Raw genomic sequence first — 24,862 nt, forward strand, 5'->3', positions numbered from 1 at the left:
CTTTCTAGAGTGCGATGGTCATGGGGTGGGCGATCCGCACATCCGCCCCCGCCGGATGCGGTTTCACGATCCCGTTGGTGGAGCGCTCAACGACGAACGACTGCGGGGCGGCATTGCCGTCCCCGATGATCTGGGTGACGCGCATGACCTCCCCGCCCACCACGACGTCGAAGGGGAAATCGTCCGGGAAGTCGTCCGAGGTGATCCACGGCGGGACCGCGGTGGTGTCCACGGCCAGCGTCGTCTCGGCCGAGTCGACGGCGAACCGCAGCTCGGCCCCGGCGGTGTCGGCCCGGTCCGCCGCGTCGGGTACGGACACGGCGTCGGCGAAGGTGAACGTGATGTCGTCGATCCACGCCCGGTCCTCACCGGAGGACGCCGAGGCGTCCTTGGCGTAGCGGAACACCACCTCGGCCGCCCCCTCGACGTCGAGGGTGAGCGGCGCCCACTCCCGATACCCGGAGAAGGCGAACACCTCGCTGGTGTCGACGAGCACGCGCAGCTCGTCGAAGTTCTCCTCGCTGGAGACTCGGTACCAGAACCGCAGCGTCCGGGCGCCGGCAGGAACCGCCACGACCGCGTCCGAGGTCTGGCCGTGGGAGATCGGCCCCGAGACCAGCGACCAGAACCCGCCGTGCGCCTGGGCCGTGGTGCGCTCCCACGGGGCGTCACCACCAGCGGTAACGGGGATCGTGTAATCGGAGTCCTCGAACCCCTCACTGATCGTGCGGAGCTCGGGCACCGCCCCCACCGTCCACGGGGACGCCGGTGTACAGGTCAGCTCCACCTCCCACCGGTGCGTGCCGATGGTCTCGGTGTAGCCCTGCACGATCAGGTCCGCCCCGCCCGGCGGCATCCACGCGGGCAGGTTCACAATGCGCACCCGGTCGCCGGCGTCGATCGCCAGCACCTCCTCCAGGCGCTCGCGCATCCGCGGGTTGGCCAGGTTCAGCCGGACCGTGGGGTAGCGCACCTCGTCCACGGTGCCCAGGTGCAGCCGCCACCCGGCCTGCCCGGGTAGCTGGGTGTCCTCGGCGACGTCGAGGGTCACCGACTCCTCGTAGCGGCCGACCCCGTCCGGCGGGTCGGCGACCGACAGCGGACCGGTCTCCTGCACCGCCCGGAACTCGGATCCGCCGTCGCGTTTGGCGGTGATGTCGTTCGCCAGCGCCTGGTCGTCCTCGACGGGCTCGAACGGCGCACCGATCACGCCCTCGGTGTAGTCGAGGATCAGCGTGGGCTCCTGGTTGTACAGCGACTCCCGGGCCCGGAACCGCAAACCGGCCCGGTCACGCTGCTCGTCGAGGATGCCCATGTCCGCCTCGGAGGCCGACTCCGCCGCGTCGAGGAACCCCCGGCCGGCAGACAGCGCCCCGACCGGGGTGGCGCCGGCGCCGACGGCCAGCAGCGGCACACCCTCGACGGCGGCCAGACGCGCGATCCGCGACCGGGCCGTCTCGCCCCGGAACCCCCCGAACGCGTCGTAGTACGCGACCGGGCCGCGAACCCCCCATAGGGACAGGTGGCCGATCGCCATGCCCTCCAAGTTGTCGTTGAAGGCGGCGGTGGTGGTGGAGATCCGCGTGACCCGCCCCACCTGGCCGGCGAACGCTCCGCCGTTTCCCCAGTTGTTGTCGTCCTGGTCGAGCCAATCCACCCGCCACCGCACGTCGGCGCCGTCCTGCCACGCCTCCATGCGGAACCGGCGCCACTGGCCGCTGAACGCCACCCCCGCCCCGTCCAGGATGGTGTTCTGCAGGGCCAGCACGCCGCCGTCGGCGTCGAGCGCCACCACACGCAGCCGCCGCACCCCGTCGGTGCTGCTGGTGTAGAGCATGACCACCCACCGCGCAGCGGTCCCGCTGGTGGCCCAGTCCAGCATCACCGCGGCATCGTCGGGGTAGTCGCTGTCGGGGAGCAGGTAGAGCATGTTCAGCGACCACACCCCGGTGTCGGAATGGGGCAGCGTCTGCGACGTGAACCGCGCACCGGGCCCCAGCGTGGGCAGCGGCAGCGACGAAGGCAGCGACTCCTCCTCGCCGAACGCCATGTCACGCACGGTCAGCGGCGCCACCCCTCCCACCGCCGAGGCCGCGCGGGTCGCCGTTGCCCCGTCCTCCAGGGGCCAGTACGCCAGCGGGTACGCGCCGACGATGGTCCGCCGCAGCGGGGAGTGTCCCGGCGGGGACCCCTGGCCGAGGCGGCGCAGGAGGCCCGACCCCTCGATGGGCACCCACACGTCGGCCCCGGCCAGGTCCCACCGGGCCGGCCACGCTGACACCTCGCCTGAGAACCTCACCACCGGCTGCGGCACCGCCGCCTCGCGCGCGGTTACCTCGCCGAAGCGCACCATCACCGGGAGCGGGGTGTCCACGGCCGAAGACGACACGTTGCCTGACAGCGACACGTACCCGCCGGAGGTGACCACGTCGTCGTGCGCCTGGGCGTGCCACACCATCGGCTCGTCCGCGCCATCGGCCCATACCCGCATACGGATCTCTGGGCCCACCGCCCGCACCCGCACACGCAGCAGCTCACCGGGGGCATAGGTCAGGCCGGTGACGGTCTGCAGCCCGGTCAGCGGCTCGTTGCCGTCGGGGTGGGCGCGGCTGATGCTAGCCGTAACGCGCAGCCCGGCGCCGGTGGCCACCCGGTAGCCGAGGCTGCACAGGTAGGCGCCCTCGACGCCGTCGCGCACCGCTACCGCGGCGAACACGGCCCCGCCCGCGAACCCCTGCGGGGCCTGGGACACCGAGGCGGTGAACACCAGGTCGACATCGGCGGGGATGGACGGGTCGAAGATCCGCATCAAACGCCGGTCCTCGATCGCGCTCAGGGTCAGGTGCGCTCCGGCCGCGTCCACCGAGTAGTCCGAGGCGGCGGTGCCGAGGCGCTCCCACTCCTGGCCGGTGTCGGCGGTGCCCCACCCGTCGGTCACGGTCCGGTCGAAGGCATCGGCCACGATCGGGACGTTCGGTGGGAGCTGGTCGCCGACGCGCACCCGGATCGGGGTGTTGCGGCCGATCCGCCCGTAGTACGGCGACACGGGATTGCGCGGGGAGTAGCGGCCGTGGCGGTTGTTGAGCAGCAACGACAACTTCCCCGGGTCCGCGCTCGACGCCTCGTCGGCCCGCCCCCGGGTGATGGACACATCAGAGCTCGTGCGCACGTCCCCGGTGATGTCCTCCCAGGCCTCGCCGGTGTGGAGCTCCACCATCAGGGTGGGCGGCCACTCGATCGGCACGGTGAAGTCCTCGACCCCGGCCACACCGACCGTCCGCACCGGGGCGGCCTCGGCGGCGACCATGCCGTTCTTGGTGTCCAGGGCGGCCCCGGCTGCGGACACGCTGCCCGCGGCGGCCACGGTCACCGACTTCGACGCCGTCGCGGTTCCGCCGGCGGGCGCGGACCCCATGGCGGTAGCCACCGGCCCCTCGGCCGCAGAAGTGGAGGCCTGCCCGGACACAGAGGCGGCGCCGGCGGCGGCCAGCGTGACGTCCACCTGGGCGGGCCCGATCACGGTGGCTGTGTCGTCGACGGCCAGGTGCGAGAGCCACAGCGGCGGCGGGGTCGGGTCGGCCTGCTCCAGCTGCACCATCAGGTCCAGGGCGGCGCCGGTCTCGGGGCCGACCTCGCCGTCGACCGGCAACAGCCCGAAGGCGTTCTGGAAGTCGGTGACCGCGTCGGTGGTCTCCTGCCCGTAGTCCCCGTCCGCGCCGAAGTTCGGCAGGATGTTCGGATCCCACACCAGGAGTTGGTTCTGCCGGTCCTCGACCGGGGTGCCCGACAGGTTCGCGTCGTTGTCCCCGGGCTGGAGGAGGACGCCGTCGCGAAACCGGTACCCGGTCAGCGCCAGCACGGAGCCGGTGATGGTGAGCCCGGTGAACTGGTAGGTGATCGCCGCCGTGGTCTGCCCGACCTCGTAGACGCGGGCCTCCAGGTCCGTACCGTCGTAGGACAGCTCGACCCGCAGCACCTGGGCGATCTGCGGAGCCGTCCCCGTGAACGAAGCAGGGCCGATCGTCGAGGAGGCCAGTCCCCACGGCTTGACCCTGAGCTGGATGTTGCCGGAGGAGCTCTCCCGCACGAGCAGCCCGTGGGAGTCGCCTAGCCGCAGCAGCCACCGCACCTCGTCGGTGCCGTGGCCAGCGACCTGGAGCCCCGGGACGCGGGTGTACACCCGGATGGTCCACGGCGCGGACGGCAGGGCGGCGAGCAGCCGCGGCGTGGCGATGCCCTCCCCGCTGGTGCCGCCCTGCCGGTGGTGCCCGGTGGCGGCCTCGACCGTGGTGCGGCCCACCACCTGGACCGTGTCGTCGTAGACCGCGCGGGTGCCCGCGTCCGCCACGGTGACCGTGCCCGCCCCCGCCGAGGAGGCGAGGGAGGTGTCGGTGACCGGGTTCCCGGTGGGCCCGTCGAGGCGGTTGTCGACCGTCAGCACGCGCCCCTCCTTCTATGTCAGTTGGTGAGGGAGATGGTGGTCGGCGACACCGTCAGCTGCCCGGCCCCGGAGAACGACTCCGGCGAGGCGAACTCGATGGACCCGCGCCAGACCCCGCCGGCGGCCCACAGGCCCAGGTGCGAAACGGTGGTGGAGGCAGGCACGTCGAACACGATCGGCGCGGCCGCCGCCACGGACGCCCCCGACGCGGGCTCCCAGGTGACCGCCTGCCGCGTGTAGGACCCGCCGGCGACCTCGGATGCCCCGGTGCCGCCGGGGTCGGCGGTGTGCAGACTCGCCTCGACGACGTCGCCTCCGGCGGCGTCGAGCATGACGTTGAACAGGCCGTTCTCGAAGGCCATCTATCTACTCCTCGTTCCGAATGCGTTCTGCACGTCACCGCGGCCGTCGACCCGCACCATGCGGCGGATGAGGCGCTTCATCTCCTCGTCGGCGCCGGTCACGTCGATCACCACGCGCGGACTGCTGGCGGCGGCCACCCCGCGCCCGGCGGTACCCACCGATTCGGGTATGGACGCGGTGACCCCGCCGAGGGTGGCTCGCACCCCGCGGGCGCCGGTGGTGATGCCCTTCTCCAGGCCGGTCATGATGTCCTGCCCGGCGGGCTCCAGCAGCCGCAGGTCGACCGTGGCCGGGCCCTTCCAGTCGGGGATCATCCCGGTGATCTCGTTGAACTTGCTGCGCAGCGAACCGATCATGTTCTGCACGCCGTTGATCAGGCCGCGGATGATGTTCTTACCGGCGTTGACCAGCCACGAAGCGGCATTCGACACCGCGTTCTTGACCTTGCCGGGGATCGAGGTGACCAGGTCCATCATCCGGCCGACGCCGTTGGAGACGGCGTTCTTGATGTTGTTCCAGGCCTGCCGGGTGAGCATCTTGGCCATCAGCCACGCCCGCTTGATGTGCAGCTTGGCCAGCAGGAACTTCTTCAGGATGAAGCTCACGACGCCCTGGACGAGGCCGCTGACCGTGTCCTTGATCCAGGTCCAGGCGGCTGCCGCCGTAGCCTTGATCTGGTCCCAGTACTTGATGATCAGCGCGATCGCCAGCCCGATCGGACCCGTCAGCACGCCGAGGATCAGCTGCCAGTTGTTCTTGACGAAGTTGATGACCGCGTTGACGGCTGTCATGAACAGGCTCTTGATCGACTCCCAGGCGGCGGAGAGGGCCTGCTTGATCAGCTCCCAGGCCGCCTTCGTCGCGGCCACGATCTCGTCCCAGTAGACGATGATCAGCACGATCACGGCGATCAGCGCGATGATCCCGGCGATGATCCACGTGATCGGATTGGCCCAGAACGCGGCGTTGAGCAGCCACTGGATCGCAGTCCACACGATCGTGGCCGCGCGGACCACGAGCATGATCGCGTTGTAGGCGGCCAGAGCGACCTTCGCCGCGACGATCGCCGCGGTCACCGCGCCGACCACGGCCGCCACCGAATTCAGCGCCGCTTGGTTCTGGTTCAGCCACGTCAGTGTCTGCACAAGCGCGTTCACCAGGGAGAACGCGCCATTGACGATCGTGTTGAAGAGGCTGGACCCCTCCATGCTGTTGAACAGGTCGGTCAGGTTCGCGCCCAGCTCTCGGATCTGGGGGCCCAGGTCGTCGGCGAGCTGGCCGACGACGTCGTTGAAGACCCCCGTCGCCGCGTCGATTGTTGGCCCCCACGACTCGAAGGCCCCCAGCACCGATTCGGAGAGCGCGGTGAGGGTGGGCGCCATCGACTCGAAGGAGGCGCCCAGGTTGGGCGAGAGCGCGTCGAACGTCGACTGCAGGTCCCCGGCGACCGACATCAGAGTGGCTTCGAGCGGCGTCGCCATTTCCTTCAACTTGGCGGCCACGTTGGTCTTGAGCTGGGAGAAGCGCTCCTGCACCTCCTCGGACTGGGCCGCGGCGGCCAGCCCGACGCCAGCGATCCCGGCCCCGAACCCGACGGCCATCCCGGTCCCGGCGACGGTGGCCACTGCTGGCAGGCTGACCATCGCCGCGCCGATACCCGTCGAGGCCACAGCGGTCCGGGTCGCCAGCCGGTCGACCCGCTGCCCGATGGTCTCGAATGCCTTGTCGGCGTCCTTCGCGGACTTGTTGAGTCCCTTGTCGAGGTCGTCGGCGTCGACCCCGATCCGCACGAGGAGTTCCTGGAGGGTGGCCACGGCTCACCCCCTCAGGCGTCTACGTGGAGTTGTTCAAGCGCTCGGCGATCGAACGGGCCTGGTCGAGGTCCAGCCCGGTCCATTCGGTGGCCTCGGTGGTGGTGTCCACGACGGTCGGCAGCCCGCCGTCATCACGCACCTCGTAGCGGCCAGACGACGGCGCTGGGGCGGTGGCCGCTGCCCGCTGTTCACGGCGCCGCTGGGCGGCCCTGTGGGAGGCCTCGAAGGCGACCTGGGCGCGGCGGGCGGCCTGCAGCATCTCCTCGGGAGACTGCTTGCGGCGGCGCTTGCCGCCCCACTTGACGACGTGGTCTTCGAACTTGGGCGTCGTGCCCTTCTTCATGTGCGGGGCGACGGTGTCCATACCGAGCCGGGCGAACAGCGTGTCGAACCGCTCGGGTCCGAGCTGGCCGTAGAGCTTCTCGTAGGCGACCAAGTGCGCCAGATCCGGGTCGGTGAAGCGCTCCAGCACCTCCGAAGGGGGGATCTGGTAGGTCACCGACAGGCGGTAGAGCAGCCTCAGCTCTGGTCGCCGCTGGAGTTTCCCTCCGCGTCCTTGACCTGCTGATCGAAGGTGCGGTCCATCCCCGAAAGCGACTGGACGAGGACGAACAGGCCGTTAACCACCCCGGCGTTCTTCTGCGCAAGCATGGGGGCGTCGGAGTCCTCGAAGATCCGACGATCGGTGTCCGGGTCGAACAGCGCCTGGACGACGAGCTTGGCGCGCTGGGAGCGCATCTCCAGCTCGACGTCGCCGCCGCGCTGGGACTTCATCCGCATCGCGGTCGTACCGGCCTGGTAGGCGCCGATCTGCGCGTCCGACAGGCCCTTGACCCGCACGGTGATGCCGCCCCACTCGGGGATGTCGATGTCCTCCTGCTTGGTGTCCTCAGCAGCGAGGATGGCTTCCTTCAGTGATTCCACGAGGGGTCCTCTCTATTCTCAGGCGGTGCCGAAGGTCGGCGGGCCGGACACCTTGAAGGTGGCGGTCATTTCGAGCTTGTCGTCGTGCGGAGCCGCGGGCTCGTAGCCCACGAGCCCGGCCTTGAAGGACCACACGGTGGCGGCGTCGTCGGGCCAGACGATCCGGTACCCCCTGGGCTTGGACGAGCCCAGGTCGTCCAGGAGCGCGTCGTGCTCGGGCGGGTCGTAGTTGACCTCGATCTCGACCTCACCGCTGCGCTTGATGCCGAACACGAACTCCTCCCACTGGTCGGGGGAGTCGTGCGCGGTCACGTCGATCTGCTCGCGCTCGATCGAGGGGCCACTGAGGCTGGTAATGCTCTTGATCGGCTCGTAGGTGCCGCCGCCGGGTGTGGTCTCGCGTTCGAGGACCACCCCGAACCCGTCGTTGCCGGCCATAGGTCAGGCCTCCTGTTCTGTCTCGGTGGTGATGCGGAACCGCATCGCGACGTGCCGGATCCGGTCGTCTTCGTCGGGCACGTTCTGGCCGAACTCGAACCGCACCGCAACGACACGGTGGCCGGGCACGGTCATGGGCTGGTGGTCGACCAGCTGCACGATGCGGTCGGCGATGTCGTTGGCCTCGTCCCAGGACCGCTGCGTGGACCACGCGTGCACATAGATCGTGGTGTCGCGGCCGAGCATGTCGTGGGCGTTGTTGGGGGCCTCAGTCGAGATCTCGCCGATGCTGACGTAGGGGTGCGGCAGCTGCTCGTCGACGTGGTCGCGCACCTGCGCGCCCAGCCCGGCGAGGGCGCTGTCGCCGGAGAGGCGTTGGAACAGGGCGGTTTGGATTCCGCGTGCGGGCCGGCGGGCCACGAGCGCCACGGGCCACCCCCTATTCGGTGAGGTTGTCCAAGTGCTTGCCGATGTGGCGCGTGAGCCGTTCCGGGTAGCGCGGCTTCTCGGCCTCGGCGGCTGGCTGGGCGAAGGGCTGCGCCGGCGTCTTGGACGTGCCGAACTCCACCAGGGCGCCCCACCACGCGCGCTTGCGCCCGAAGATCCCGACCCTGCCCCGCAGCGCGCCCGAGACGCGTTTGCCGATCGCCCCGCGCAGCATCCCCGAGTTCCGGGGCACGTTCTCGCGCATGTCCTTGTAGACCGCCTCCACCGACTCGGTGGTGGCCTCCTTTGCGCCCGCGTGGATCTCGTCGGGCAGCTCCTTCAGCTTCTTCTCCAGGGCCTTCAGCCCGTGCACGGACACACCCCGCCCCATCAGCGCCGCCCCCTTCGCAGCTCCTTGCGGATCTCCCGGGTCTCCGAGACCAGCTCCATCACCGCGTTCGCGATGGACAGCTGGGCCAGAGCCGCGGCCTTGGCCGCATGGGCCGTCAGTACTTCGGCCGGCACCTCACCGATCGGCACCGCCTTCAGTGCGCAGATCGCGTCGTCGTGGGTCTGCTGTGCGCGTGCCAGCGCGGGATCTTCGGCCGCGGGGCTCACCACGGCAGCCTCACCAGCGCGTACTCGACCCCGGTCTCGGCGTCCAGGGACAGCGCCGCCCGCCGGGTCGAGGAGTCGCGGTACACCTCCCTCAGCGGCACCACCGCCACGTCCCCGGCGGCTACCCCGACAGTCACGTCTTCCAGCCCGATCCCGTCGACCGTCCCCGGGGTGACCACGGTCAGGGTGTGGGAAGCGGTGTCGGTGTTGTTGACGAGCAGCACCAGGTCCCGCCCGGTGGGCGCCTCGTCCCCGCCGGCGGCCGCCGCGGTCCACACGACAGCGGCCAGCCCCGACACCGGCGCCTCCTGCACAGACAAGGTTGCCATCAGGTCTCATCTCCTTCTGCCTGGATGAGTTCGCAGTCCGCGCGGAGGTAGACCCGCTCGGACGGGTAGATCACGGCGGTCACCCGCCACGCCTCGCCGGTGGCCGCATCGCGCAGTTCGTCGCCCCGGCGCACGTCCGCCGACGGGGAGACGTAGACCGGCTGGGTGTGCTTGGCGCCCTGCTGCCGGGCGGCCACCCGCTCCGCGGCGCTGGGTTGGGAGACCCGGCACCGCACGGCGCCGAGCTCCACCCACACCGACGTGTGCCCCCCGGACTCGGTGGGGGTGTCCACGCGCCGGCGGTGGGCGAGGGGCCGGTTCAGCATGTGCCCGATGCCGCGCCTCACCGCGACCCCACCACCACGGCACCGCCGCCGAATCGGGCGGCCAGGCGGCGGCGAAGCCGGTCGGACAGCTCCAGCTCGGTCACGCCGCCGTCGTCGCCGTAGGTCACCGAGTAGTCGCCGATCCGCTCGGACCGCACGTCCCGGGCCGCCAAGCCCTCGCCGCCGAGGCCAGAGCGGTAGGCGACCAGGGTCTGCGCGGCGATGCGGCACACCAGGTCCACGATGTCGGCCGGAACCGGGTCCAGGCCGTGCGTGTAGGTGACCTCCACCTGCGAGGGCTCCTCGCACACCGTCTGCCACCCGGTCCGGCGCCACAGGTCCGTGGTGCGCACCCGGTAGTCGGTGACCTCCTCGCCGTCGAGGAGCACCTGAGACACGGCCACCACGGGCGGGGCGGGCAGGCGCAGCCACGCGCCCGTGCGGCCCTCCAGGGTGATGGTGGAGGTGGTCTGGCTGATCGGCGCCCCGGCGGCCTCGCGCACCGCGGCCGAGGCCGAGGCCAGGTAGACCTCCAGCAGCGGGGCCTCCTCGGCGGTGACGGTCAGGCCGCGGGTCTCGCAGTCGGCCACCGTCGCCAACGATGCAAGCACGGTGGCCTCCCGCTACTGGTCGCCGCCGGAAGCCCCGGCGCTCTTCGGCTTCGGCTTGGGCTCGTGCAGCTTGGTGACGCTCTTGATGTCGCCCCGCCGCTGCTGGACCTTCAGGTACTCGTGCCGTTCGCCGTTCTCCTCCAGCCGCAGCCCCACGGTCTTGCCGGAGTTGTTGACGACCTTCACGTCGATCATCGGCTTGGCCATGATCAGACCTCCTTAGGTAGGCGTGCCGGTGGTGACGTCGACGTCCATGACCGCCAGCGCCTCCGGGCGCACGACCCGCGACCCGTACAGGTGCAGCCCCTTGATCGCGTCGGAGAAGCTGGACTCGGGGCGGTAGGCCTCGGTCTTGTTGATCTGGTCGGCGAAGGTCGTGGCGATGCCGTGGCCGGCCACCACGAAGTTCGACACCGCCGGGGCGGTGCCTGCCGTGCCCTCGGGCAGGTTCAGCGACACCATCACCGAGAACCCGAGGATGGTGCCGACCTCACCGTTGCGGATCGGCGCGGTGGAGCCGTACCGGGAGGCGTCGATGAACCGCGGGTCCTGCAGGATCAGCGCGTAGAAGTCCGGGGAGACGATCAGGAACCGGCTCTCCGAAGGCACTCGCGCCTTGTCCAGGGCCAGCCGCAGCCCCAGCACGATCATGTACGCCTCGTCCGCGGTGGTGGCCGAACCGGCGCTGAGCACATTGCCCGCGCCTGTGGTCATCAGCCCGGCGACGAACTGGTCGGCGGTGTCGCGCAGCCCGTCGGCCGCTTCCATCGCCGCCTTCGACAGCAGCTGACCGCCGTCGCGCGCCTGCCGCGCGTCCACATCGTCGACCTCGAACGCGAAGTATTTCGCCTGGTCGATCAGCAGCGTCTGATCCGTGGTGGTCAGGGTCTCGGGGTTGATGGTCGTGGAGTTCTTGGTGTAGGTCGCGATCGTGGGCGCGGCCAGGGTGCCGATGTGCACCGTGTCGCCGAACTGCGAGATGTCGCCCTCGTAGTCGCGGTTGATCACGCCGGCCTGCCCGAAGACGTAGCGCTTCTTCAGCGACACGAGCAGCTCGGCGTTCCACACCTCCGGGATGAAGGTGTCCACTGCCATGGTTCTTCTCCGTTCTCAGGGTTACCGCTTGATGCCGAGCGCGTCGTCGAGGCGGCCTTCGGCCTTGGCCTTGACGATCTGCTCGTCGCTCATCCGCTTCAGGTCGTCGCGGGTGAGCTGGGTGGGGCGGCTCTTGCCCTTGCGGGCGCCGCCCTCGGCTGTGCCCTGGAACCGGCGGCCTTGCGCGGCCAGGTAGGGCTTCCGCTTCAACAGGTCGTCGATCGCCTCGGCGATCTCCTCGCCGTCGACCTCGCCGTCCTCACCGACTTCGAAGGCGTCGGTGTCGAGGTGGGCCAGAGCGTCGGCGGGGTCGGCGAGCTTGCCGGCCGCGGCCGCGCGCACTTCCGAGCGCACGACGCGCTTGTTGGCCTTGGCGGTGGCGGCCCGCTCGGCTTCGCGCCGCACCGCCTCGGCGTCGTCGCCGTCGCCGCCCTGGGTCCCGTTGCGGAGCTTCTCCAGTTCGGCTTCGGCTTCGCGTCGTTTCTGCCGTTCGCTCTTCCACTTCTGCTTGGTGGCGTCGAGGGCCCGCTTCCCGGCATCGCCCAGTGCCTCGGCGCCTTCCGGGTCGCTCTCGTCCTCGTCGTCGCCACCCTGGTCGTCGTCGGGGCCCTGGTCGTCGGAGGCGTCCTGCTCGTCGTTGCCGTCGCCCTCCTCGTTGGGGGCGCCGCCGAGTACGGGCCAGACGGGGCGGCCGCCGACGATGCCCAGTGCGGGCAGGCCGGTGACCGGGTGGACAGGGAGCTCGGACGGGGTGTTGTGCATGGTGGTCTCCCATTGCGGGTGGGTGGTCGCGCGTTGCGCGCGGACGAGTGGGTCAGGACAGGTAGCCGTGTTCGCGCAGCAGCTCGATCGCCTCGTCCCGGGTTCGGGCCTCGCGCATGATGACCTCGGGCATCAGCCGCGGCCGGGACGATCGGCGGTACCGGCCCGCCCCGGAGGTCAGGTCGCCCAGGCGGCGCCCGGCGATGCCGCGGGGGGTGGTGCCCTCGGTGGTGTACCGGCCGCGGTTCCGCGCGGCCGCCGACTGCATCCCGCGCCGCGCGTTGACCACCTGGGCCAGATCGGCGCCCTCGCGGATCGCCTCGGCGCCGCCGGGACCGAACCGGCGCGCCTGCTCGGCCGGGCTCATGTCCTCGAACAGCTCGCGCGCGTTGATACCGGGCCGGGTCTCGCCGGGGCGCATGGGCACCATGCCGCAGTCGCACTGCGGATGCCGCTGGAACCCCGTGCTCCACGGGTAGGTGCGCCCGGCGAGGATGATGCACCGCGCGCACGCGGGCAGCTCCACCACCCGGGTGTAGGCCACGCAGGACGGCCGCGCGGCCATGCCGACGTGATCCGCCGCCCGCGCGGTGTCGGACACCTGGGTGCGGGTGATCGTCTCCAACTGCAACAGGCCGGCGGCCAGCGCCCGTGAGGGCGACTCGCCCCGGTCGATCCGGGAGAGCACGGTGATCATGGGCTGAGCCAGCAGCGTCGCCAGGTCCCGGCCGTCCGACGCGGTCCCCGACAGCGCCCCGGGCACCACCTCGGCGACCGGCGGTGCAGCCTCCCCCAGCAACTCCGCCAGGTAGGACCGGGACAGAGCCGCCGCCGCTGCCTGAGTCGCCACCACGAGCCGAACCAGCCGCGGTAACAGTCCCGCCCACGAACCGGTCAGGTCATCGGGGTCGACCTCGGACCACACCTCCCGGACCCCGCGACCGGCCTGCGTGCTCAACCGCTCCTGTTCGGTCTGGTGGGCGCGGGCGACCGCGGGCACACTCACTCCGGACCGCCCCCGGGCGCACCCTCTTCAGGCGGCTCGTCCTCGTCGGCCGGGGCCGCCCGGTTCACCTCCGCAGCGATCGCGCCGATCGGGTCGGCGAGCTGCTCGCGTTCCTTCATCGCGACCACATCGGCGACCTCGGTCGGCATCAGCCCGTACCGGGACGCGAGCCACTCGAACGGGAACCCGATCGCCTTCAACTTCTGCAAGGCGTCGGCGACCTGGGCCTGGGACCGGGACTGGGCATCAGCCCACAGCACCGACCCCCCGGCCACCGCCCGAGCCCGGTCGTCGTCGTTCATGGCCAGAGCGACCAGCCGGAACATCTCCCGCAGCGCCTGGCCGTACCAGAGCTGCTTCTCCTCGACCCGCTTGACCAGCCCGGTCTCGGCGGCGATCAGCGCGTCCCCGGACAGGTTGGCCATCTTTCCGATGAGGTAGTGCTGCGGGGTGCGGGTCTGGGCGGCGATGTGCCCGACTGCGACCTCGATCACCGAGGTGTAGGCCTCCAGGTTCGCCGCCGACCACTCCGTGGTCCGGGTCGACTCGTCGCCGTCGATCCACAGGATGCGGTCGACCGCGAACTTCTCCAGGTCCACGGGCCGCTCGCCGGTGACGTTGCCGTTCTGGTCGAGGATGGGGATGGTGGGCCGCTCCGCGCCGAGCACGATCCGCTGCGGGAACGAGGCGTAGTCCGAGGCGGTGAACAGCTGCGCCCACAGCAGGTTGACCGCGTCCTGCATGGCCACGACACCGCGCACGTCCGAGATCGGGTCGTCGGCCAGCAGCGGCCGGTTCGGCAGCTCCACGACCGGCACGACTCCCAGCGGGTTGCGCTGCGGGTTGGGCTCGTCCCCCATGTCCCGCGGCTCCCACGAGGCGATCTCCTCGTCGGCCTGCGTCATGTTCGCCGACTTGTCCTGGCGCGGCAGCGCCCGCTCGAACTTCCACACCTCGTCGGGCAGGTACAGCACGGCCATGTCGGTGTAGCCGTCCTGCCACCGCCGCAGCGCGGCGCGGCGCCGCCGGCGGCTGCCCGGCTCGTAGGCCACCACACAGGATGTGGCGTCCTCGAAGGTCACTGCCGGGGTCTCGGGGTCGGACGGGTTGCCCCACACCAGCACGTAGGAACGGGCGGCGATCACCGACCCCTGAAACCCGAGCTGGCTGTCGGCGTCGAGGCCGTTGGCCTGCCACACCCGCCACAGCTCCGCATCGGCCCGCTCGGTCCCGGCCGGCTTGACGCCGTTCACCGTCAGCCGCTCGACCGGGGAGTCGGCCACGACCTGCACCCAGTTGTCGGAGAACCCCCGGTAGCGGTCGCCGTGGTACTTGCGGAACTCCTCGGAGGCGAACTTCAGCGGCTGCTCGCCCTTGTAGTAGCGGGTGTGCTGGTCGACCTCGCCCCATCGGGTCGCCAGCTCGGACTCCAGCACGTCGACGAGTCGGCGCGCCTCCTCCACCGAGGCCACAGCCCACCCCCTTCTTCACGCGGTGTAGACGTAGGTGCGGCGCTTGCGCGCGGCCCCGGCGGCGATGACGTCGCCGGCGGCCTCGTGCGCCAGCACGGACGTCACGGCGGCGTCGATCTTCTGGGCGTCGCTGGCCTTGCGGAGCACGTACCGGTCGCCCGGACGCGCCGCGGTCCTGGTGTTCGCAACATGGTCGGCGGTCAGCGGGCAGCCGTCGTGCGACCAGGTCGTGTCCTTCTTCAGCACGTCGGTGCGCAGCCGCTCGGCCGCGGCGTGCATCTGCACCACACGGCGGGTCTGCCACCGGATGACCCGACGGTCGCCGTAGGCGTCGACCCACGCATCGACCTCCGACTCCCAGTACGGCGGGTCGGCGTACAGCCGCACCACGTCAAAGCGGCGCATCAGCTCATCCATCGCCGCAGCGACCTCCAGCCGCGGCACCTGCCCGTCCGGGTAGTCGGCCGGGTTCCAGACCGTCGGCTTGCGGTCCGGCCCGTAGACCGGCGTGAACTGGTACCCGTCGAGGGTCTCGGCGCGGATGGCCGTGTGGTCGTCAATGTCGGAGCCGTCGAACCCGAGCACGACCCGGGAGTGCGGCCGCACCGCGCGGGGCGCCGCCCGCTTCTCCCACGCGGCCCCGTCCAACCAACTCGCGGTGCCAGAGACGACCCGGTTGCCGAAGAACCGCTCGGCCTGGGCCGGATCGCGCTCCAGCAGCTCGGCGGCCTCGGCCTCGATCCCGTCGAGGTCGACGTGCGAGCTTCCCGCGTAGACGTAGCGGTGGATCCGCCGCCGCTGCCGCTTGTCCGTGTACGAGAGCCCCTTGGGCGCCTGCGGGTGGTACCGGAAGATGTCCGGCCGCCGAGACTGCGCGGTGCGCTGCGCCACGCTGTCCTCTGAGGGGTCCCACGAGTTCGTCGTCTCGATCGCCCGACCGCCCATGCCCGCCAGACCGCGACGCTGCGTATCGGCCGTCTTCGTCATCTTGTTCGTCGGAGTCCAGATCCCCGTCTCGTCCTGCAGCGCCATCGTGATCGGCTGCCCCAGGCGGGACGTCGCCGAGGACGTGACAACGTCGATCCGGCCGCCGCCGGGCAACCGGATGAACTCCTCGCCGGCCTTCGGCAGCACCTCGGCGAGCGGGCCCTGACGGATCATCGACCGCAGCGGCCGGTACACGTTGTCGGTCTGGTCCTCCGACGTCGCGGTGAGCTGGATCAGCGGCGTCGGCCACGGCCGCCCCATCGGCTCGCCCGGCCGGTACTCGTACCACCAACCGCACCCGCACCCGTGGGCGGCGCACCGGTACACTTCGCCGCCGCCCGCCCAGTCGGCGAACACGACCGGCCCGACCGCCTCGGCGAGGATCAAGGTGGCGCTCCACGGGCCCTTGCCGGTCTTCTGCGGCGCGACCACCTGGGAGCGCCGGTAGGCGAACGCGGTCGCGAGCTGGCCCGGCTTGGCCTCCGGCTTCACCCGGTAGTGGTTGACCGTGCACCACAGCTGCCACGGGTAGAGCTCCATGGTCTCGCCCGCGCGGAACCCGTCCGGCACCGGGCAGTGCCGCTCGATCCAGTCGGGGACGATCCACAGGGTGGGGAAGTCGACAACGAACTCGGCCGCCGGGTTAGGCGCCTTCGCCATCGGTCACGACCTTCAACCGGTCGCGCGCGGAACGCCGCTGAGGCTTCGCCCCCGTCGGGGCCGGCGCCTCCTCGCCCGCGGGCTGCTCGTCAGGGGCGTCGGCGACCTTCCACCGGTTGCGGAGCATCCCCTGCACCGTCAGCCCGAGCGAGTCCATGTACTGGCGCACGACCTTCTGCACGTCGGCCCGGGCGCCGGGCTGCTCGGCCTCGCCGAGGTTGCGCACCAGCAGCGCCACCTCGTAGGTCTGGCCCATCTCCTCCCACATCACCGCCTGCGGGCGCGACCACAGGTCCCGCCACAGGTCCCACTCGCGCGGCTGCACATCGGTCAGCGGCCACGCCGGCGGCGCGCCGGTGCGGCTCGGCGGGAGCGTCTTCCATCCGGCGGAGTCGCCGGGGCGGGTGCGGCGGAGCGCGTTGGGATCCGGCGGCGGGCCGGACGTGACGCGGGCGCCTCCTCGGGGCATCGGTCATCAACTCCTCGCCGCCGCGTTGCGCGGCACGATCGGCCGCCACGTTGCGTGACGGCGGTGACCCTATGAACATGACGGACTTTTCAGCGCCCTCCCCGGCGCCCCAGGAGAACCCCCTCCCAGGGGGTCATCCCCCACCAGTTTTTTTGTTCGCCCTGGTCAGGGGTCTCTGTCGTTCCATCCGCCGGGCTGCTCAACAGCAGTGATCCTGCTGTGGCAGGCACGTGTGAGCGCCTGGAGGTTGTCCCAGTCGTGGCCGCGCGGACCGGACGGGCCGAGGCCGTCGCGGTGGTGGACGTGCTCGGCCAAGGGCCGCACGAGCGCGGGCTGGGCTGCGTGCTCGTCGCACTCGCAGTAGGGGTGCGCCTCCAGGTAGGCCCTACGGGTGCGCCTCCACTGGGGGGTGGCATAGGCCCGGGTGCGGGGGGTGCGCTCCCGGCGGGCGGTCTGCTGGCACCCCCCGCACCGGCCCCCTGGGGTGAGGTTCGGGCAGCCCGGTGTGGGGCAGGTTTGTAGGGCTCTGCGGCGTGTGCTCATGGGACGCGCTCGTGCTTGGAAGGTTGACGGCGTGGCCTGTCGTGGCCAGTCGGCCCGGTGGGGCTGATGGGACGTTTACCGTTTGGGCGAATCCCCACGAATCCCCCTTTGGAGGACGCATGGCCGAGGAGCTGCGCCCGGATATCCAGGCCGCGAAGGACCGGATGAGCAGCCGGATCGGCGCGAATCGGGAGATGCGCAAGCTGGTCGAGTACCTGTGGCACGGCGAGCAGGTGACGCACCTGGTGAGCGGGGCCTACGGCGGCGGGGTCGGCTTGGTGGTGCTGACCGATCGGCGGATGCTGTTCTTGAAGGACGGGTGGACGTCGCAGACGGTCGAGTCGTTCCCGTTCGAGAAGGTCTCGTCGGTGCAGTGGTCGGGCGGCATGATGATGGGCAAGATCATCGTGTTCGCCTCGGGCAACAAGGCCGAGATCACCCAGGTCCCCAAGCCCGACGGCAAGGCGATGGTGGACGCTCTGAACAACGTCCTCGCCGGAGCGCCGCAGCCCGCCGCGCCGCCGGCACCGTCTCCGGCCCCCCAACCGCCGGCGCCTCAGGTTCCTCCGGTGCCGCCGTCGTTCCAGCAGGCGGCGGTCCCCGCTCAGGACCCGCTCGGGGCCGTGCCGTCGTTCGAGCTGGTGCGCGCGCTGCGAGACCGGGGCGTCGTGACGCCCGACGAGTTCGCGTTCATCGCCCAGCGGCTGTAGTTGGGCGCGTGCCCGCCCCCGGCGTTGGACCCCCAGCCGTTGGCCGGGGGCGGGCACGCAGAAGGCCCCGGGAGCGTGTGATCGCTCGACCGGGGCCTCCTAGTTCCACCAGATCGCGAGTCCGACAGTGTTGCCCGAGATGACATGGTGTCGTTCGACCAAAGACGCCAGTGAGCCAGATTCGTCCTGGCCGCTCAGATGTACTGCCCGGACGTTTTCTTCACGCTCCGCGCACCAGTCCTCGAGTTGCTGGCGATCTTGTTCTGTTGACTCCGGAGCAACCGCGTACCTTCCTGTAGCGGTCTCGCCTTCGTCGAGCAACTTACTGAGGTTCGAGATCTTGTGCGGGTCGCTTGTCTCGCCTTCGATAAGGTTCATGGCCTAATAGTGAGCGCCGCCACGCCCTGCATGGGGGTTCGACACGCACCGATCCTAGGAGCGTGTCGCTCAACCGGGGCTTCCGCATATGGACATAGCTCCGCTGTGGCCTTTGATCTTTCACCACTTTATCATCACGCGCCTCCTAGCCCGCAACGGCTAGCGGGGACGGACCGCCTTGGCGAGGGCGCGGTCGAGGGGGCGGCGCACGGCCTCCCAGGTCGCGATGAGCAACCGGGCGGGGATGCTCCGGTCGCCGGGCGCCTGGCGCTGCTCGTGGTCGAGCCAGTCGACGTAGACCCAGATGAGGAGAGTAAGGGCGGCCCCGCCGTAGATGAACTCCATGGGGTCATTCTCCTCGGCTGGCCCGGCGGGCGGGGTGGATTCGGCGGGCGGCCTCGGTGGCGAACACGTCCGACAGCCAGTACCTCTTCGGCCGGCGGGCGCCGGGGATGGGGGCGAGGTGGCCTCGGTGTACCCAGGTGTCGATCGTGGCGCGGGTGACGCCGACCTGGGCGGCGGCCTCGGCGGCGGTGACCGCCACGTCCCCTTCGACCTTGTGCACCTCGGGGTCGACATGGTCGCCGTCTGCCGCGGCCTCTACCTCCCGAATCATGTGGAGGTCGACCTCCACATGATGCTGACCTGCTGATTTCTTCATCACACCGCCTCCTGGCCGATCAGGTCGCTCGGGCGCCATGCGTGACGGCGCCCGTCGGCACAGCGGCACAGGTTCTCGCCGCACCGGCACGCAGCGTTGAAGCACGTGATGAGGTCCCGCTCAGTGTCCAGGCGCAGGGACAGCGCGGAGCAGACGGGGCACCGCATGGCGGTGATGCGGACGAGCGGAGTGGTGTCGCCCAGGGCGGCGCTGGCCCTCCAGGTGAGCCGGCGGAGTTCGGAGTGCACGTGGTCTTCCAGGTCGCTGAGGAGGGAAGCGAGGGGCAGCAGGTCTGCGATCCGGCGTGTGAGCCGCTCGCGGGAGGGCGGGGCGAGGGTGGGGGCGACCCGGTCGGCGATCGCGCGTTCGAGGGCTGCCAGGTCGAGGAGGATGTCCCGGTGGGTGTCGAGCAGGGCCAGGTCGAGCGGAGCCTTCCCGGCTCCGATGGGTGCGAGGCCGCGGGCGGCCATGGCCTGGGCGTCCCAGCGTTCGGCGGCGGCGAGAGCGCCGCGGGCGGCGAGCTGGACCGAGGTGGGCGCCTGGGCGGGGCGTTGGGCGCGGTCGCCGGTGTGCAGGGCGGCGCGCAGGGCGATCAGGCGCCGGTCGAGAACGGCCAGGAGGCCGGCGGTGGCGGTGAGCTCGGTCTGCATTGTGTCCCCCCGGGCTTGTGGTCGGTGATTCCTGGCGGTGTGGATGGTTGCGGGGCCCGGCGGGGCACGGCCTGGCCCCCGCTGTCATCGCCGGGGTGCGGCTGGCGGCCGCTGGCCCGGACCGCTGGCCCTGGTGGCCGAGAAGGGCTTGGTCATGCGGCCTCCTTGCTGCTCAGGTGCCACCCTGAGCACCATTCGCAGGGGTAGGCGCGGTGCGGGATGACGCGGGTGCGCGGGGCGGCAGCGATCTCGGCGAGGCGGGCCGCCGCAGCCTGCTGCGTCGGGAACCGTCGCTTGGTCCGGCAGGCGCGGGGACGGCTGGGGCGGAGGTAGCGGTACCGGTTGGCCATGGCGTCCTCTCATCGGGGCCCTGTCACCCACGTAATGCCTCCCGAAGGCGGCGAGCGGTGACGGGGCATCCGGCATTCCCACCGCGCCTACCGGACGGAGGGTCAGGGGCAACCGAAGACCGGCCATCAGCGCACCTGGATGAACGCTTCGCGGAGCACCTCGTCGGGGTAGGTGTTGATCTCGCCGTATACGGCGGAGTGCACCTTGATCGGCTCCTGCCCGCGGCTGCGCAGGAGCGCGGACGCGCAGATACCCACGCGGCGCAGGTAGGCGGCTTCGGTGCTGTGCCCGTTCCGCTTGGCGTAGCCGAGCGCGCTCGTCCACCCATGGCCCTCCTCCAGGGCGTCCACGCGGGCTTCGACGGTGTTCTGTCGGGTCTCCAGCTCGTTCATGCGCTGCTCGTGCGCGATGGCGACGTCGACCTGGTCGCGGAGGAGTTCGAGCGTGGACTTGGACCGGGTGTACGCGCCGGTGCGGCGGATGGCGGGGAGGACTTCGGAGGTCACCCACTTCTTGAAGCGTTTGGCCTCGGGCTTGCGGCTGCGCAGGATCAGCGAGTAGAGGCCGGACTCGTTGACGACCCACGGGTGACGTCCGCCAGGAGCAACATCGATAGTGTCGACGTTGCCGTTGACCTGCTGCTTTTCGTCTTCGTCCAGTGATCGCGCGGCGTCGCTGGTGTTACCGATCTCCAGAGCTCGGCACACGTCGGCGAGGACGAACCAGGGGGCGCCGTCGATGAGGACGTGGCGGATGGCGCCGAACTCGGGGTGCTCCAGGGCGGTCAGCTCGACGGTCATCTCGGTCTCCTTCTCGGTTCGGAACGGTGCGGGGGCGGTGAGGACAAGCCGGGTGGGGGAGGGCGGGTACGCCTGTGTACCCGCCCTCCTTGTGGGGCGCCTGGATCACTGCTGCGCCGAGTCGGGCGGGACGCGGCGGGTGGGGCACCCCTCGTGGTGGGCCTGGACGGCGGCCCACTCGATGCGGCCGCCGCGGAGCGCGAGGTGGATGCCGTGGCCCTCGCCGCATTCGGAGCAGCGGCCGGCGGTCGCCGCCGAGAGGATCTCGTCGGGGAAGACGAAGGCTTCCGGCGTCGCGGGGCCGGTGGCGCTGGCGAGGTCGGCGACGTTGCGCTCGAAGGTCGTGCGGATGTGGTCGAGCCGGTCGGTGATGGCGTTCTGGTCCATGCCGGTGTCCTTCCGTTTCGGGTCAGCGGTCGGCCTTGGCGGCGAGGTAGTCGATGGCCTCCTTCATGGAGGGCTCGTAGCCGAGGGCGGCCGAGACCTCCTTGCGGATCCGGGTTCCGCGCTTCGCCCACTCGCGGGGCCAGGTCATGGTTGCGGTGGCGGCCTGGCGGTCCCATTCGGCCTTCACGACGTCGGTGGGAAGGCCTGTCAGGAGCGCGACGGCTCGGTGGGAGAGCATCGGTTCGCCGTTGACCAGGGTGTAGAGCGGTTCGCCGGTCATGGGGCACCTCCGGTAGGGCAGGGGGCGGGGGCGACCGACAAGGTGTCGGTCACGGCACCGGCGGGGGAGGGCGGCCGGGGATTGCAAGAGCCGCTGGCCTTGGCCGGGGCGTGCGGGAGGTTCATCGCGGGGCCCGCTTCCGGTCGGTGACCAGCCGCATGACCTCGGCGGCGTGGCGCTGGCAGATCTGGATGGCCTTGGGGTCGGGGTCGAGGGCCTCGCCGGTGCAGCGTTTGCCACGGGCGGTGAGCACGCGGCAGGTCGTCCTCGGTGCGGTGGTGGCGTTCATCGGTCGATCCCTTCCTGTGGTGCGTCTCGGGACGGTGGGGGCCTGCTTCAGCGGGTGGTGTCGGTGAGGTGGTCGAGGACCTGTTCGGCGCGGGGGCGCACGTCCTCAGGGACGTGTTCGCGGGCCAGGAGTCGGCGGGCGGCTGTCTGGGTTCGGGTCTCGGCGAGTACGACCGCGGCCACGAGCAGGGCCTTGCGGTCGAGGCTTCCGCCGGGGTGGTCGGCGGCGCGTTGCCGGAGCGCGGCGGCGAGCTGCCGGTTGCCGGGGGCATCGGCGGCAGGGGGCCGCGGTGGTGCGTTCATGCGGCGGGCCCCCGAGTCCTTCTTGGAGGGGAGCAGGCGGGCGTGGTGTCCATGAAGGCTCCTGTGGTTGTGGGGGGCGTCGGCAGCCGCATGGGGCGTGTGCGATGCCTGCGCAAGGCGCGCACGCACGCATGGGCTTATAGGTGCCCATGCGTGCGTGCGCGCCTTTGCGCGTTGGCCCCGCGCAGAGTGCGCACGCGGGGCGCATGCGCGGCATGCGCGCAGGTCATTCGGCATTTCCGCCCCCCTCGGGCTCGGTGTTGACCCACAGGGCAGCGAAGCCGTCCGTACCGGCTTCACGCGCATGACCTGCGCGCATGAGTTTCGTCAGCGCATCCTGGATCGTGCGCTTCTTCAGAGGGGGCCCGGCGGCCGTGTCGGCGGCGAGCTGGTCGCCGATCGCCAGGACCGTCAGCGGCCCCGACGCGGACGCGAGAACCTTCTTGATCCGCCGCTGGGAGGGTGACATCCCGTCATCGGGTGTATCGTCGTCCTCGCCTTGGTCGTCGGACTTCTCGATGCTGTACTTGAGCGGACTGGTGAGGTCGGTGGGGTCTTGGGCCACGACCCGCCGGACGAGGTTCACGTCGGTCTCGGGGATCTCGTCGCCCTTGAAGCTCCACTTGAGCCGCACCGTCGTTTCGGTGGTCTGCGGGTCGGTGCGGGCGTTGAGTACGGACACGGCGATCAGGACGCGCCCCCAGGCGCCGGGGCCGACTCCGCTTGAGCGGTGGTGTCCCTTCCCTTCGCCGGTCTTGTTCCAGTGGTGGGCGAGCAGCAGGCTCGCACTGTTCGCCTGCGCGACCGCCTGGATGCTGCCGAGCATGGCGCCCATGGCGTAGAGGTCGGCCCCGTTGGCGCCCCCGGCAGCCAGGTACAGCGGGTCGATGATGCAGAGGGCAGGGCTGTACTCGTCGAGGTCCGCGGCGATCAGGCTGAGGTGCGCCTTGTCGTTGAGCTGGGGCGCCCGGAAGCACAGCCGGATCGGTAGCGCGTCGACCTGCTCTCGCGTGAGCCCCTTGTGCATGCCGATGGCCCGGATCCGGCGCAGCATCTTGGCGTCGCTGCCTTCCCCGAGGAACACCAGGACCCCGCCCGGCGCGCGACAAGGGAACTGCCCCTGCCAGTCCAGCCCGGAGGCGCACGAGACGGCGGCGTCGAGGATGGCCCAGGTCTTGCCCGCCTTGTCCTCGGCCGCCAGGACCCCGTAGTCACCGGCGACCCACACCGGTTCGAAGAGGAACGGGCGGGGCGGCCGGGAGTCGACGTCGGCGGCCACCTCGGCCAGGCTCCGGATGACGAGCCCGCCGAGGTCCGGTGCCGCTTGCGGCTGGGCGGCATCGGGGCCGTCCGGTGGCTCCTCGGGGGTGTGCGGAACCTCCAGGCCGTGCTGGGCGTACACGCCGCGCAGTAGCTCCTCGGAGACGTCGGTGCTCACCTGCCCCCCTTGCGCAGGCCGGAGCCGATGGTGCCGTTGTGGGGTCCGGTGCCGATCTCCCGCAGCGGGAGGCCGGTGTGCTGGGCGGCGGCCGCTAGGGCGTCGTAGGCGACCTGTTCGGTGATCTCGCCGCGGGCGACCATCTCTCCGGCCTTGCAGGCGGCCCAGTGCAGGGCGGCGTTGCGGCCGCCTTCCTGGCTGTCGAGCACGGTGTCGACGAGGCCGCGCAGGCGCCGGTGGGAGATGTGGTCGAAGTCCCGCGGGTCGGCCTCGGGGCGGGGCTGCTCCGGCGGGCGGATGATCTTCAACAGGCCGGGGTGAACCTCGTCGCGCGGCGCGGTGGGGAAGTCGAACCGCCAGGTGTAGGGCTGCCCGGTGCGCGGGTGGGCCGAAGGGGCGGCGACGATGTAGCCGCCGTCGGCCTTGACGTCGACCTTGTGCCCGGCCCGCCCGGCGCCGGAGGGGACGTAGCCGCCCGGGTGGCGGTAGCACAGGTGCCACCCGCCCGATCCGGTGCGCTGGGCTCTGGTCTCCCGGAGGATGCCCGCCTCCATCATCTGCGCCATGGTCTCCAGGCCCTCGGGCGGGTCGACGTCGATGACGACGAGGTCGGACACGGCGCCGGTGCGGATGGCCAGCAGCCCGTCGGGGTTCTGGGCGAGCATGGCGTCGACGCGGTCCATGTCGTCGGTGGCGGCGTAGAGGCCGTGGCAGGTCAGGCAGGTGCACGCCTCCATCTCCTCGGGCGTGCGGTGCCCTTCCCGGCAGGGGCGGCAGTTCGCCAGGGGCGCCTTGCCGGGGCCGAGCACGAACACCTTCTCCCCGTTGTCGATGTAGGTGATCGCGTAGTCGCGGCGCGATGCTGGGTTCTCGGGGATCACTGCGCACCCCCCGACTCCAGGCCGCCCGTGTCGGCCATGCGGCGGCGGGCCGCTTCGCGGATCCGGCGGTGCTCGGCGTCGTGGGCGCGGAACTCTCGTCCTTGGCGGGCGGCCAGGCGCACGTGCTCGGAGAGGCCGGCCACGGCCTTGCCCCCGGCGATCACCGTGATGTCGGTGGCCTCGGCGAGGTGGTCGGCGAGCGGGACGAGCGCCCAGGGGGCGACGTAGTCGACGTTGCCCCGGAACAGGAGCGTGACCGGCGCCCCGGGCAGGGCGTGGTCCATGGAGAGCGCCGCCCGGCGTGCGGCCCGGTCGTCGAGGATCCCGTCGGCGCAGACGTGGATCTCGACCAGGTAGTGGCTGTTGATGGTCAGGTCGTCCATCGGATTCCCCCTGTGGTGTCGCGGTCGGTCAGCCGGACGGGGCCGCCGAAGCGCAGGGCTTCGGCGGC

34 protein-coding genes are annotated in these 24,862 nt (G+C 71.1%); 1 reads left to right on the top strand and 33 read right to left on the bottom strand.

The genetic code is table 11. The annotated features are described in order from the left end of the window. Positions 1–4: 4 nt before the first annotated feature. The 20 genes from O4U47_RS14355 to O4U47_RS14450 form a co-directional block, all read right to left on the bottom strand. Positions 5–4,441 (bottom strand): peptidoglycan-binding domain-containing protein, encoded by a 4,437-nt coding sequence (locus tag O4U47_RS14355; RefSeq protein WP_270678350.1) that lies wholly within the window; start codon positions 4,439–4,441, stop codon positions 5–7. A 17-nt stretch (positions 4,442–4,458) separates the two neighbouring features. Further along, on the bottom strand, positions 4,459–4,803 hold the full coding sequence (locus tag O4U47_RS14360) for a phage tail fiber protein (RefSeq protein WP_270678351.1): 345 nt from the start codon (positions 4,801–4,803) through the stop codon (positions 4,459–4,461). Continuing rightward, positions 4,804–6,618, bottom strand: coding sequence for a phage tail protein (locus tag O4U47_RS14365; protein WP_270678352.1), 1,815 nt, complete (start codon positions 6,616–6,618; stop codon positions 4,804–4,806). A 19-nt stretch (positions 6,619–6,637) separates the two neighbouring features. Beyond that, positions 6,638–7,117, bottom strand: coding sequence for a phage tail assembly protein T (locus tag O4U47_RS14370; protein WP_270678353.1), 480 nt, complete (start codon positions 7,115–7,117; stop codon positions 6,638–6,640). Between the two features lie 20 nt (positions 7,118–7,137). Further along, entirely contained in the window at positions 7,138–7,542 is a 405-nt protein-coding gene (locus O4U47_RS14375) for a hypothetical protein (RefSeq protein WP_270678354.1), read from the bottom strand. 18 nt (positions 7,543–7,560) lie between these two features. Beyond that, positions 7,561–7,980, bottom strand: a complete 420-nt coding sequence (locus tag O4U47_RS14380) for a phage tail tube protein (protein WP_270678355.1) — start codon at positions 7,978–7,980, stop codon at positions 7,561–7,563. A gap of 3 nt (positions 7,981–7,983) precedes the next feature. After that, complete coding sequence (locus tag O4U47_RS14385; RefSeq protein ID WP_270678356.1) at positions 7,984–8,409, bottom strand: DUF3168 domain-containing protein; 426 nt, start codon at positions 8,407–8,409, stop codon at positions 7,984–7,986. A 10-nt stretch (positions 8,410–8,419) separates the two neighbouring features. After that, positions 8,420–8,779 carry an HK97-gp10 family putative phage morphogenesis protein gene (locus tag O4U47_RS14390; RefSeq protein WP_270678357.1) on the bottom strand — a complete coding sequence of 120 codons (360 nt, stop codon included), beginning with the start codon at positions 8,777–8,779 and terminating at the stop codon, positions 8,420–8,422. A gap of 17 nt (positions 8,780–8,796) precedes the next feature. Continuing rightward, on the bottom strand, positions 8,797–9,024 hold the full coding sequence (locus O4U47_RS14395; protein WP_270678358.1) for a hypothetical protein: 228 nt from the start codon (positions 9,022–9,024) through the stop codon (positions 8,797–8,799). Then, on the bottom strand, positions 9,021–9,353 hold the full coding sequence (locus O4U47_RS14400; RefSeq protein WP_270678359.1) for a hypothetical protein: 333 nt from the start codon (positions 9,351–9,353) through the stop codon (positions 9,021–9,023). Before O4U47_RS14400 ends, O4U47_RS14395 begins: the two co-directional genes overlap by 4 nt. Next, positions 9,353–9,679, bottom strand: a complete 327-nt coding sequence (locus O4U47_RS14405) for a head-tail adaptor protein (protein WP_270678360.1) — start codon at positions 9,677–9,679, stop codon at positions 9,353–9,355. Before O4U47_RS14405 ends, O4U47_RS14400 begins: the two co-directional genes overlap by 1 nt. Before the next feature lie 17 nt (positions 9,680–9,696). Then, positions 9,697–10,290: a hypothetical protein gene (locus O4U47_RS14410; RefSeq protein ID WP_270678361.1), complete on the bottom strand. Its 594-nt coding sequence runs from the start codon at positions 10,288–10,290 to the stop codon at positions 9,697–9,699. Between the two features lie 12 nt (positions 10,291–10,302). Then, a complete protein-coding gene (locus tag O4U47_RS14415) occupies positions 10,303–10,497 on the bottom strand; it encodes a hypothetical protein (RefSeq protein ID WP_270678362.1) in 195 nt (64 codons plus the stop codon). 12 nt (positions 10,498–10,509) lie between these two features. Next, positions 10,510–11,385, bottom strand: a complete 876-nt coding sequence (locus O4U47_RS14420; RefSeq protein ID WP_270678363.1) for a N4-gp56 family major capsid protein — start codon at positions 11,383–11,385, stop codon at positions 10,510–10,512. Positions 11,386–11,406: 21 nt separating this feature from the next. Next, positions 11,407–12,147 (bottom strand): hypothetical protein, encoded by a 741-nt coding sequence (locus O4U47_RS14425; RefSeq protein WP_270678364.1) that lies wholly within the window; start codon positions 12,145–12,147, stop codon positions 11,407–11,409. Between the two features lie 52 nt (positions 12,148–12,199). Beyond that, a complete protein-coding gene (locus O4U47_RS14430) occupies positions 12,200–13,147 on the bottom strand; it encodes a VG15 protein (RefSeq protein ID WP_270678365.1) in 948 nt (315 codons plus the stop codon). Positions 13,148–13,149: 2 nt separating this feature from the next. Then, on the bottom strand, positions 13,150–14,625 hold the full coding sequence (locus O4U47_RS14435; protein ID WP_270678366.1) for a phage portal protein: 1,476 nt from the start codon (positions 14,623–14,625) through the stop codon (positions 13,150–13,152). Positions 14,626–14,640: 15 nt separating this feature from the next. After that, positions 14,641–16,272: a hypothetical protein gene (locus O4U47_RS14440; protein WP_270678367.1), complete on the bottom strand. Its 1,632-nt coding sequence runs from the start codon at positions 16,270–16,272 to the stop codon at positions 14,641–14,643. Then, positions 16,256–16,741, bottom strand: a complete 486-nt coding sequence (locus O4U47_RS14445; protein WP_270678368.1) for a thioredoxin domain-containing protein — start codon at positions 16,739–16,741, stop codon at positions 16,256–16,258. Before O4U47_RS14445 ends, O4U47_RS14440 begins: the two co-directional genes overlap by 17 nt. Before the next feature lie 165 nt (positions 16,742–16,906). Beyond that, entirely contained in the window at positions 16,907–17,284 is a 378-nt protein-coding gene (locus O4U47_RS14450) for an HNH endonuclease signature motif containing protein (protein ID WP_270678369.1), read from the bottom strand. A 119-nt stretch (positions 17,285–17,403) separates the two neighbouring features. Here O4U47_RS14450 and O4U47_RS14455 point away from each other — a divergent pair, with 119 nt between their 5' ends. Continuing rightward, complete coding sequence (locus O4U47_RS14455; protein WP_270678370.1) at positions 17,404–17,994, top strand: PH domain-containing protein; 591 nt, start codon at positions 17,404–17,406, stop codon at positions 17,992–17,994. Positions 17,995–18,093: 99 nt separating this feature from the next. Here the strand turns inward: O4U47_RS14455 and O4U47_RS14460 are convergent, their stop codons facing one another. From O4U47_RS14460 to O4U47_RS14520, 13 genes are all read right to left on the bottom strand, one after another. Continuing rightward, positions 18,094–18,372: a hypothetical protein gene (locus O4U47_RS14460; RefSeq protein WP_270678371.1), complete on the bottom strand. Its 279-nt coding sequence runs from the start codon at positions 18,370–18,372 to the stop codon at positions 18,094–18,096. Positions 18,373–18,531: 159 nt separating this feature from the next. Beyond that, a complete protein-coding gene (locus O4U47_RS14465) occupies positions 18,532–18,717 on the bottom strand; it encodes a hypothetical protein (protein WP_270678372.1) in 186 nt (61 codons plus the stop codon). 4 nt (positions 18,718–18,721) lie between these two features. Then, on the bottom strand, positions 18,722–18,988 hold the full coding sequence (locus O4U47_RS14470) for a hypothetical protein (RefSeq protein ID WP_270678373.1): 267 nt from the start codon (positions 18,986–18,988) through the stop codon (positions 18,722–18,724). Positions 18,989–19,032: 44 nt separating this feature from the next. Further along, positions 19,033–19,683 carry a hypothetical protein gene (locus O4U47_RS14475; RefSeq protein WP_270678374.1) on the bottom strand — a complete coding sequence of 217 codons (651 nt, stop codon included), beginning with the start codon at positions 19,681–19,683 and terminating at the stop codon, positions 19,033–19,035. A gap of 152 nt (positions 19,684–19,835) precedes the next feature. After that, complete coding sequence (locus O4U47_RS14480) at positions 19,836–20,033, bottom strand: hypothetical protein (RefSeq protein ID WP_270678375.1); 198 nt, start codon at positions 20,031–20,033, stop codon at positions 19,836–19,838. A 126-nt stretch (positions 20,034–20,159) separates the two neighbouring features. Then, positions 20,160–20,834, bottom strand: a complete 675-nt coding sequence (locus O4U47_RS14485; protein ID WP_270678376.1) for a BRO-N domain-containing protein — start codon at positions 20,832–20,834, stop codon at positions 20,160–20,162. 105 nt (positions 20,835–20,939) lie between these two features. Beyond that, positions 20,940–21,221, bottom strand: a complete 282-nt coding sequence (locus O4U47_RS14490; RefSeq protein WP_270678377.1) for a hypothetical protein — start codon at positions 21,219–21,221, stop codon at positions 20,940–20,942. A 22-nt stretch (positions 21,222–21,243) separates the two neighbouring features. Continuing rightward, positions 21,244–21,501 (bottom strand): hypothetical protein, encoded by a 258-nt coding sequence (locus tag O4U47_RS14495; RefSeq protein WP_270678378.1) that lies wholly within the window; start codon positions 21,499–21,501, stop codon positions 21,244–21,246. Positions 21,502–21,622: 121 nt separating this feature from the next. Further along, positions 21,623–21,790, bottom strand: coding sequence for a hypothetical protein (locus tag O4U47_RS14500; RefSeq protein ID WP_270678379.1), 168 nt, complete (start codon positions 21,788–21,790; stop codon positions 21,623–21,625). 47 nt (positions 21,791–21,837) lie between these two features. Beyond that, on the bottom strand, positions 21,838–22,092 hold the full coding sequence (locus O4U47_RS14505) for a hypothetical protein (protein ID WP_270678380.1): 255 nt from the start codon (positions 22,090–22,092) through the stop codon (positions 21,838–21,840). A gap of 226 nt (positions 22,093–22,318) precedes the next feature. Next, complete coding sequence (locus O4U47_RS14510) at positions 22,319–23,530, bottom strand: AAA family ATPase (protein WP_270678381.1); 1,212 nt, start codon at positions 23,528–23,530, stop codon at positions 22,319–22,321. Further along, positions 23,527–24,411 carry a bifunctional DNA primase/polymerase gene (locus tag O4U47_RS14515; protein WP_270678382.1) on the bottom strand — a complete coding sequence of 295 codons (885 nt, stop codon included), beginning with the start codon at positions 24,409–24,411 and terminating at the stop codon, positions 23,527–23,529. The genes O4U47_RS14510 and O4U47_RS14515 overlap by 4 nt, the downstream gene beginning before the upstream one ends. Next, complete coding sequence (locus tag O4U47_RS14520; protein WP_270678383.1) at positions 24,408–24,794, bottom strand: hypothetical protein; 387 nt, start codon at positions 24,792–24,794, stop codon at positions 24,408–24,410. Before O4U47_RS14520 ends, O4U47_RS14515 begins: the two co-directional genes overlap by 4 nt. Positions 24,795–24,862 lie beyond the last annotated feature (68 nt).

This window comes from Nocardiopsis suaedae, assembly GCF_027706745.1.
GTDB classification, from domain to species: domain Bacteria; phylum Actinomycetota; class Actinomycetes; order Streptosporangiales; family Streptosporangiaceae; genus Nocardiopsis_A; species Nocardiopsis_A suaedae.

What these genes read in the sequence shown, in the direction of transcription:
- O4U47_RS14455 (WP_270678370.1), top strand. Translation starts at nt 17,404, where the DNA reads ATGGCCGAGGAGCTGCGCCCGGATATCCAGGCCGCGAAGGACCGGATG.
- O4U47_RS14500 (WP_270678379.1), bottom strand. Translation starts at nt 21,790, where the DNA reads ATGAACGCCACCACCGCACCGAGGACGACCTGCCGCGTGCTCACCGCC.
- O4U47_RS14460 (WP_270678371.1), bottom strand. Translation starts at nt 18,372, where the DNA reads ATGAACCTTATCGAAGGCGAGACAAGCGACCCGCACAAGATCTCGAAC.
- O4U47_RS14475 (WP_270678374.1), bottom strand. Translation starts at nt 19,683, where the DNA reads ATGCAGACCGAGCTCACCGCCACCGCCGGCCTCCTGGCCGTTCTCGAC.
- O4U47_RS14400 (WP_270678359.1), bottom strand. Translation starts at nt 9,353, where the DNA reads ATGGCAACCTTGTCTGTGCAGGAGGCGCCGGTGTCGGGGCTGGCCGCT.
- O4U47_RS14380 (WP_270678355.1), bottom strand. Translation starts at nt 7,980, where the DNA reads ATGGCCGGCAACGACGGGTTCGGGGTGGTCCTCGAACGCGAGACCACA.
- O4U47_RS14470 (WP_270678373.1), bottom strand. Translation starts at nt 18,988, where the DNA reads ATGATTCGGGAGGTAGAGGCCGCGGCAGACGGCGACCATGTCGACCCC.
- O4U47_RS14505 (WP_270678380.1), bottom strand. Translation starts at nt 22,092, where the DNA reads ATGAACGCACCACCGCGGCCCCCTGCCGCCGATGCCCCCGGCAACCGG.
- O4U47_RS14415 (WP_270678362.1), bottom strand. Translation starts at nt 10,497, where the DNA reads ATGGCCAAGCCGATGATCGACGTGAAGGTCGTCAACAACTCCGGCAAG.
- O4U47_RS14405 (WP_270678360.1), bottom strand. Translation starts at nt 9,679, where the DNA reads ATGCTGAACCGGCCCCTCGCCCACCGCCGGCGCGTGGACACCCCCACC.
- O4U47_RS14445 (WP_270678368.1), bottom strand. Translation starts at nt 16,741, where the DNA reads ATGCCCCGAGGAGGCGCCCGCGTCACGTCCGGCCCGCCGCCGGATCCC.
- O4U47_RS14485 (WP_270678376.1), bottom strand. Translation starts at nt 20,834, where the DNA reads ATGACCGTCGAGCTGACCGCCCTGGAGCACCCCGAGTTCGGCGCCATC.
- O4U47_RS14465 (WP_270678372.1), bottom strand. Translation starts at nt 18,717, where the DNA reads ATGGAGTTCATCTACGGCGGGGCCGCCCTTACTCTCCTCATCTGGGTC.
- O4U47_RS14450 (WP_270678369.1), bottom strand. Translation starts at nt 17,284, where the DNA reads ATGAGCACACGCCGCAGAGCCCTACAAACCTGCCCCACACCGGGCTGC.
- O4U47_RS14520 (WP_270678383.1), bottom strand. Translation starts at nt 24,794, where the DNA reads ATGGACGACCTGACCATCAACAGCCACTACCTGGTCGAGATCCACGTC.
- O4U47_RS14495 (WP_270678378.1), bottom strand. Translation starts at nt 21,501, where the DNA reads ATGACCGGCGAACCGCTCTACACCCTGGTCAACGGCGAACCGATGCTC.
- O4U47_RS14440 (WP_270678367.1), bottom strand. Translation starts at nt 16,272, where the DNA reads ATGGCGAAGGCGCCTAACCCGGCGGCCGAGTTCGTTGTCGACTTCCCC.
- O4U47_RS14425 (WP_270678364.1), bottom strand. Translation starts at nt 12,147, where the DNA reads ATGCACAACACCCCGTCCGAGCTCCCTGTCCACCCGGTCACCGGCCTG.
- O4U47_RS14420 (WP_270678363.1), bottom strand. Translation starts at nt 11,385, where the DNA reads ATGGCAGTGGACACCTTCATCCCGGAGGTGTGGAACGCCGAGCTGCTC.
- O4U47_RS14360 (WP_270678351.1), bottom strand. Translation starts at nt 4,803, where the DNA reads ATGGCCTTCGAGAACGGCCTGTTCAACGTCATGCTCGACGCCGCCGGA.
- O4U47_RS14490 (WP_270678377.1), bottom strand. Translation starts at nt 21,221, where the DNA reads ATGGACCAGAACGCCATCACCGACCGGCTCGACCACATCCGCACGACC.
- O4U47_RS14480 (WP_270678375.1), bottom strand. Translation starts at nt 20,033, where the DNA reads ATGGCCAACCGGTACCGCTACCTCCGCCCCAGCCGTCCCCGCGCCTGC.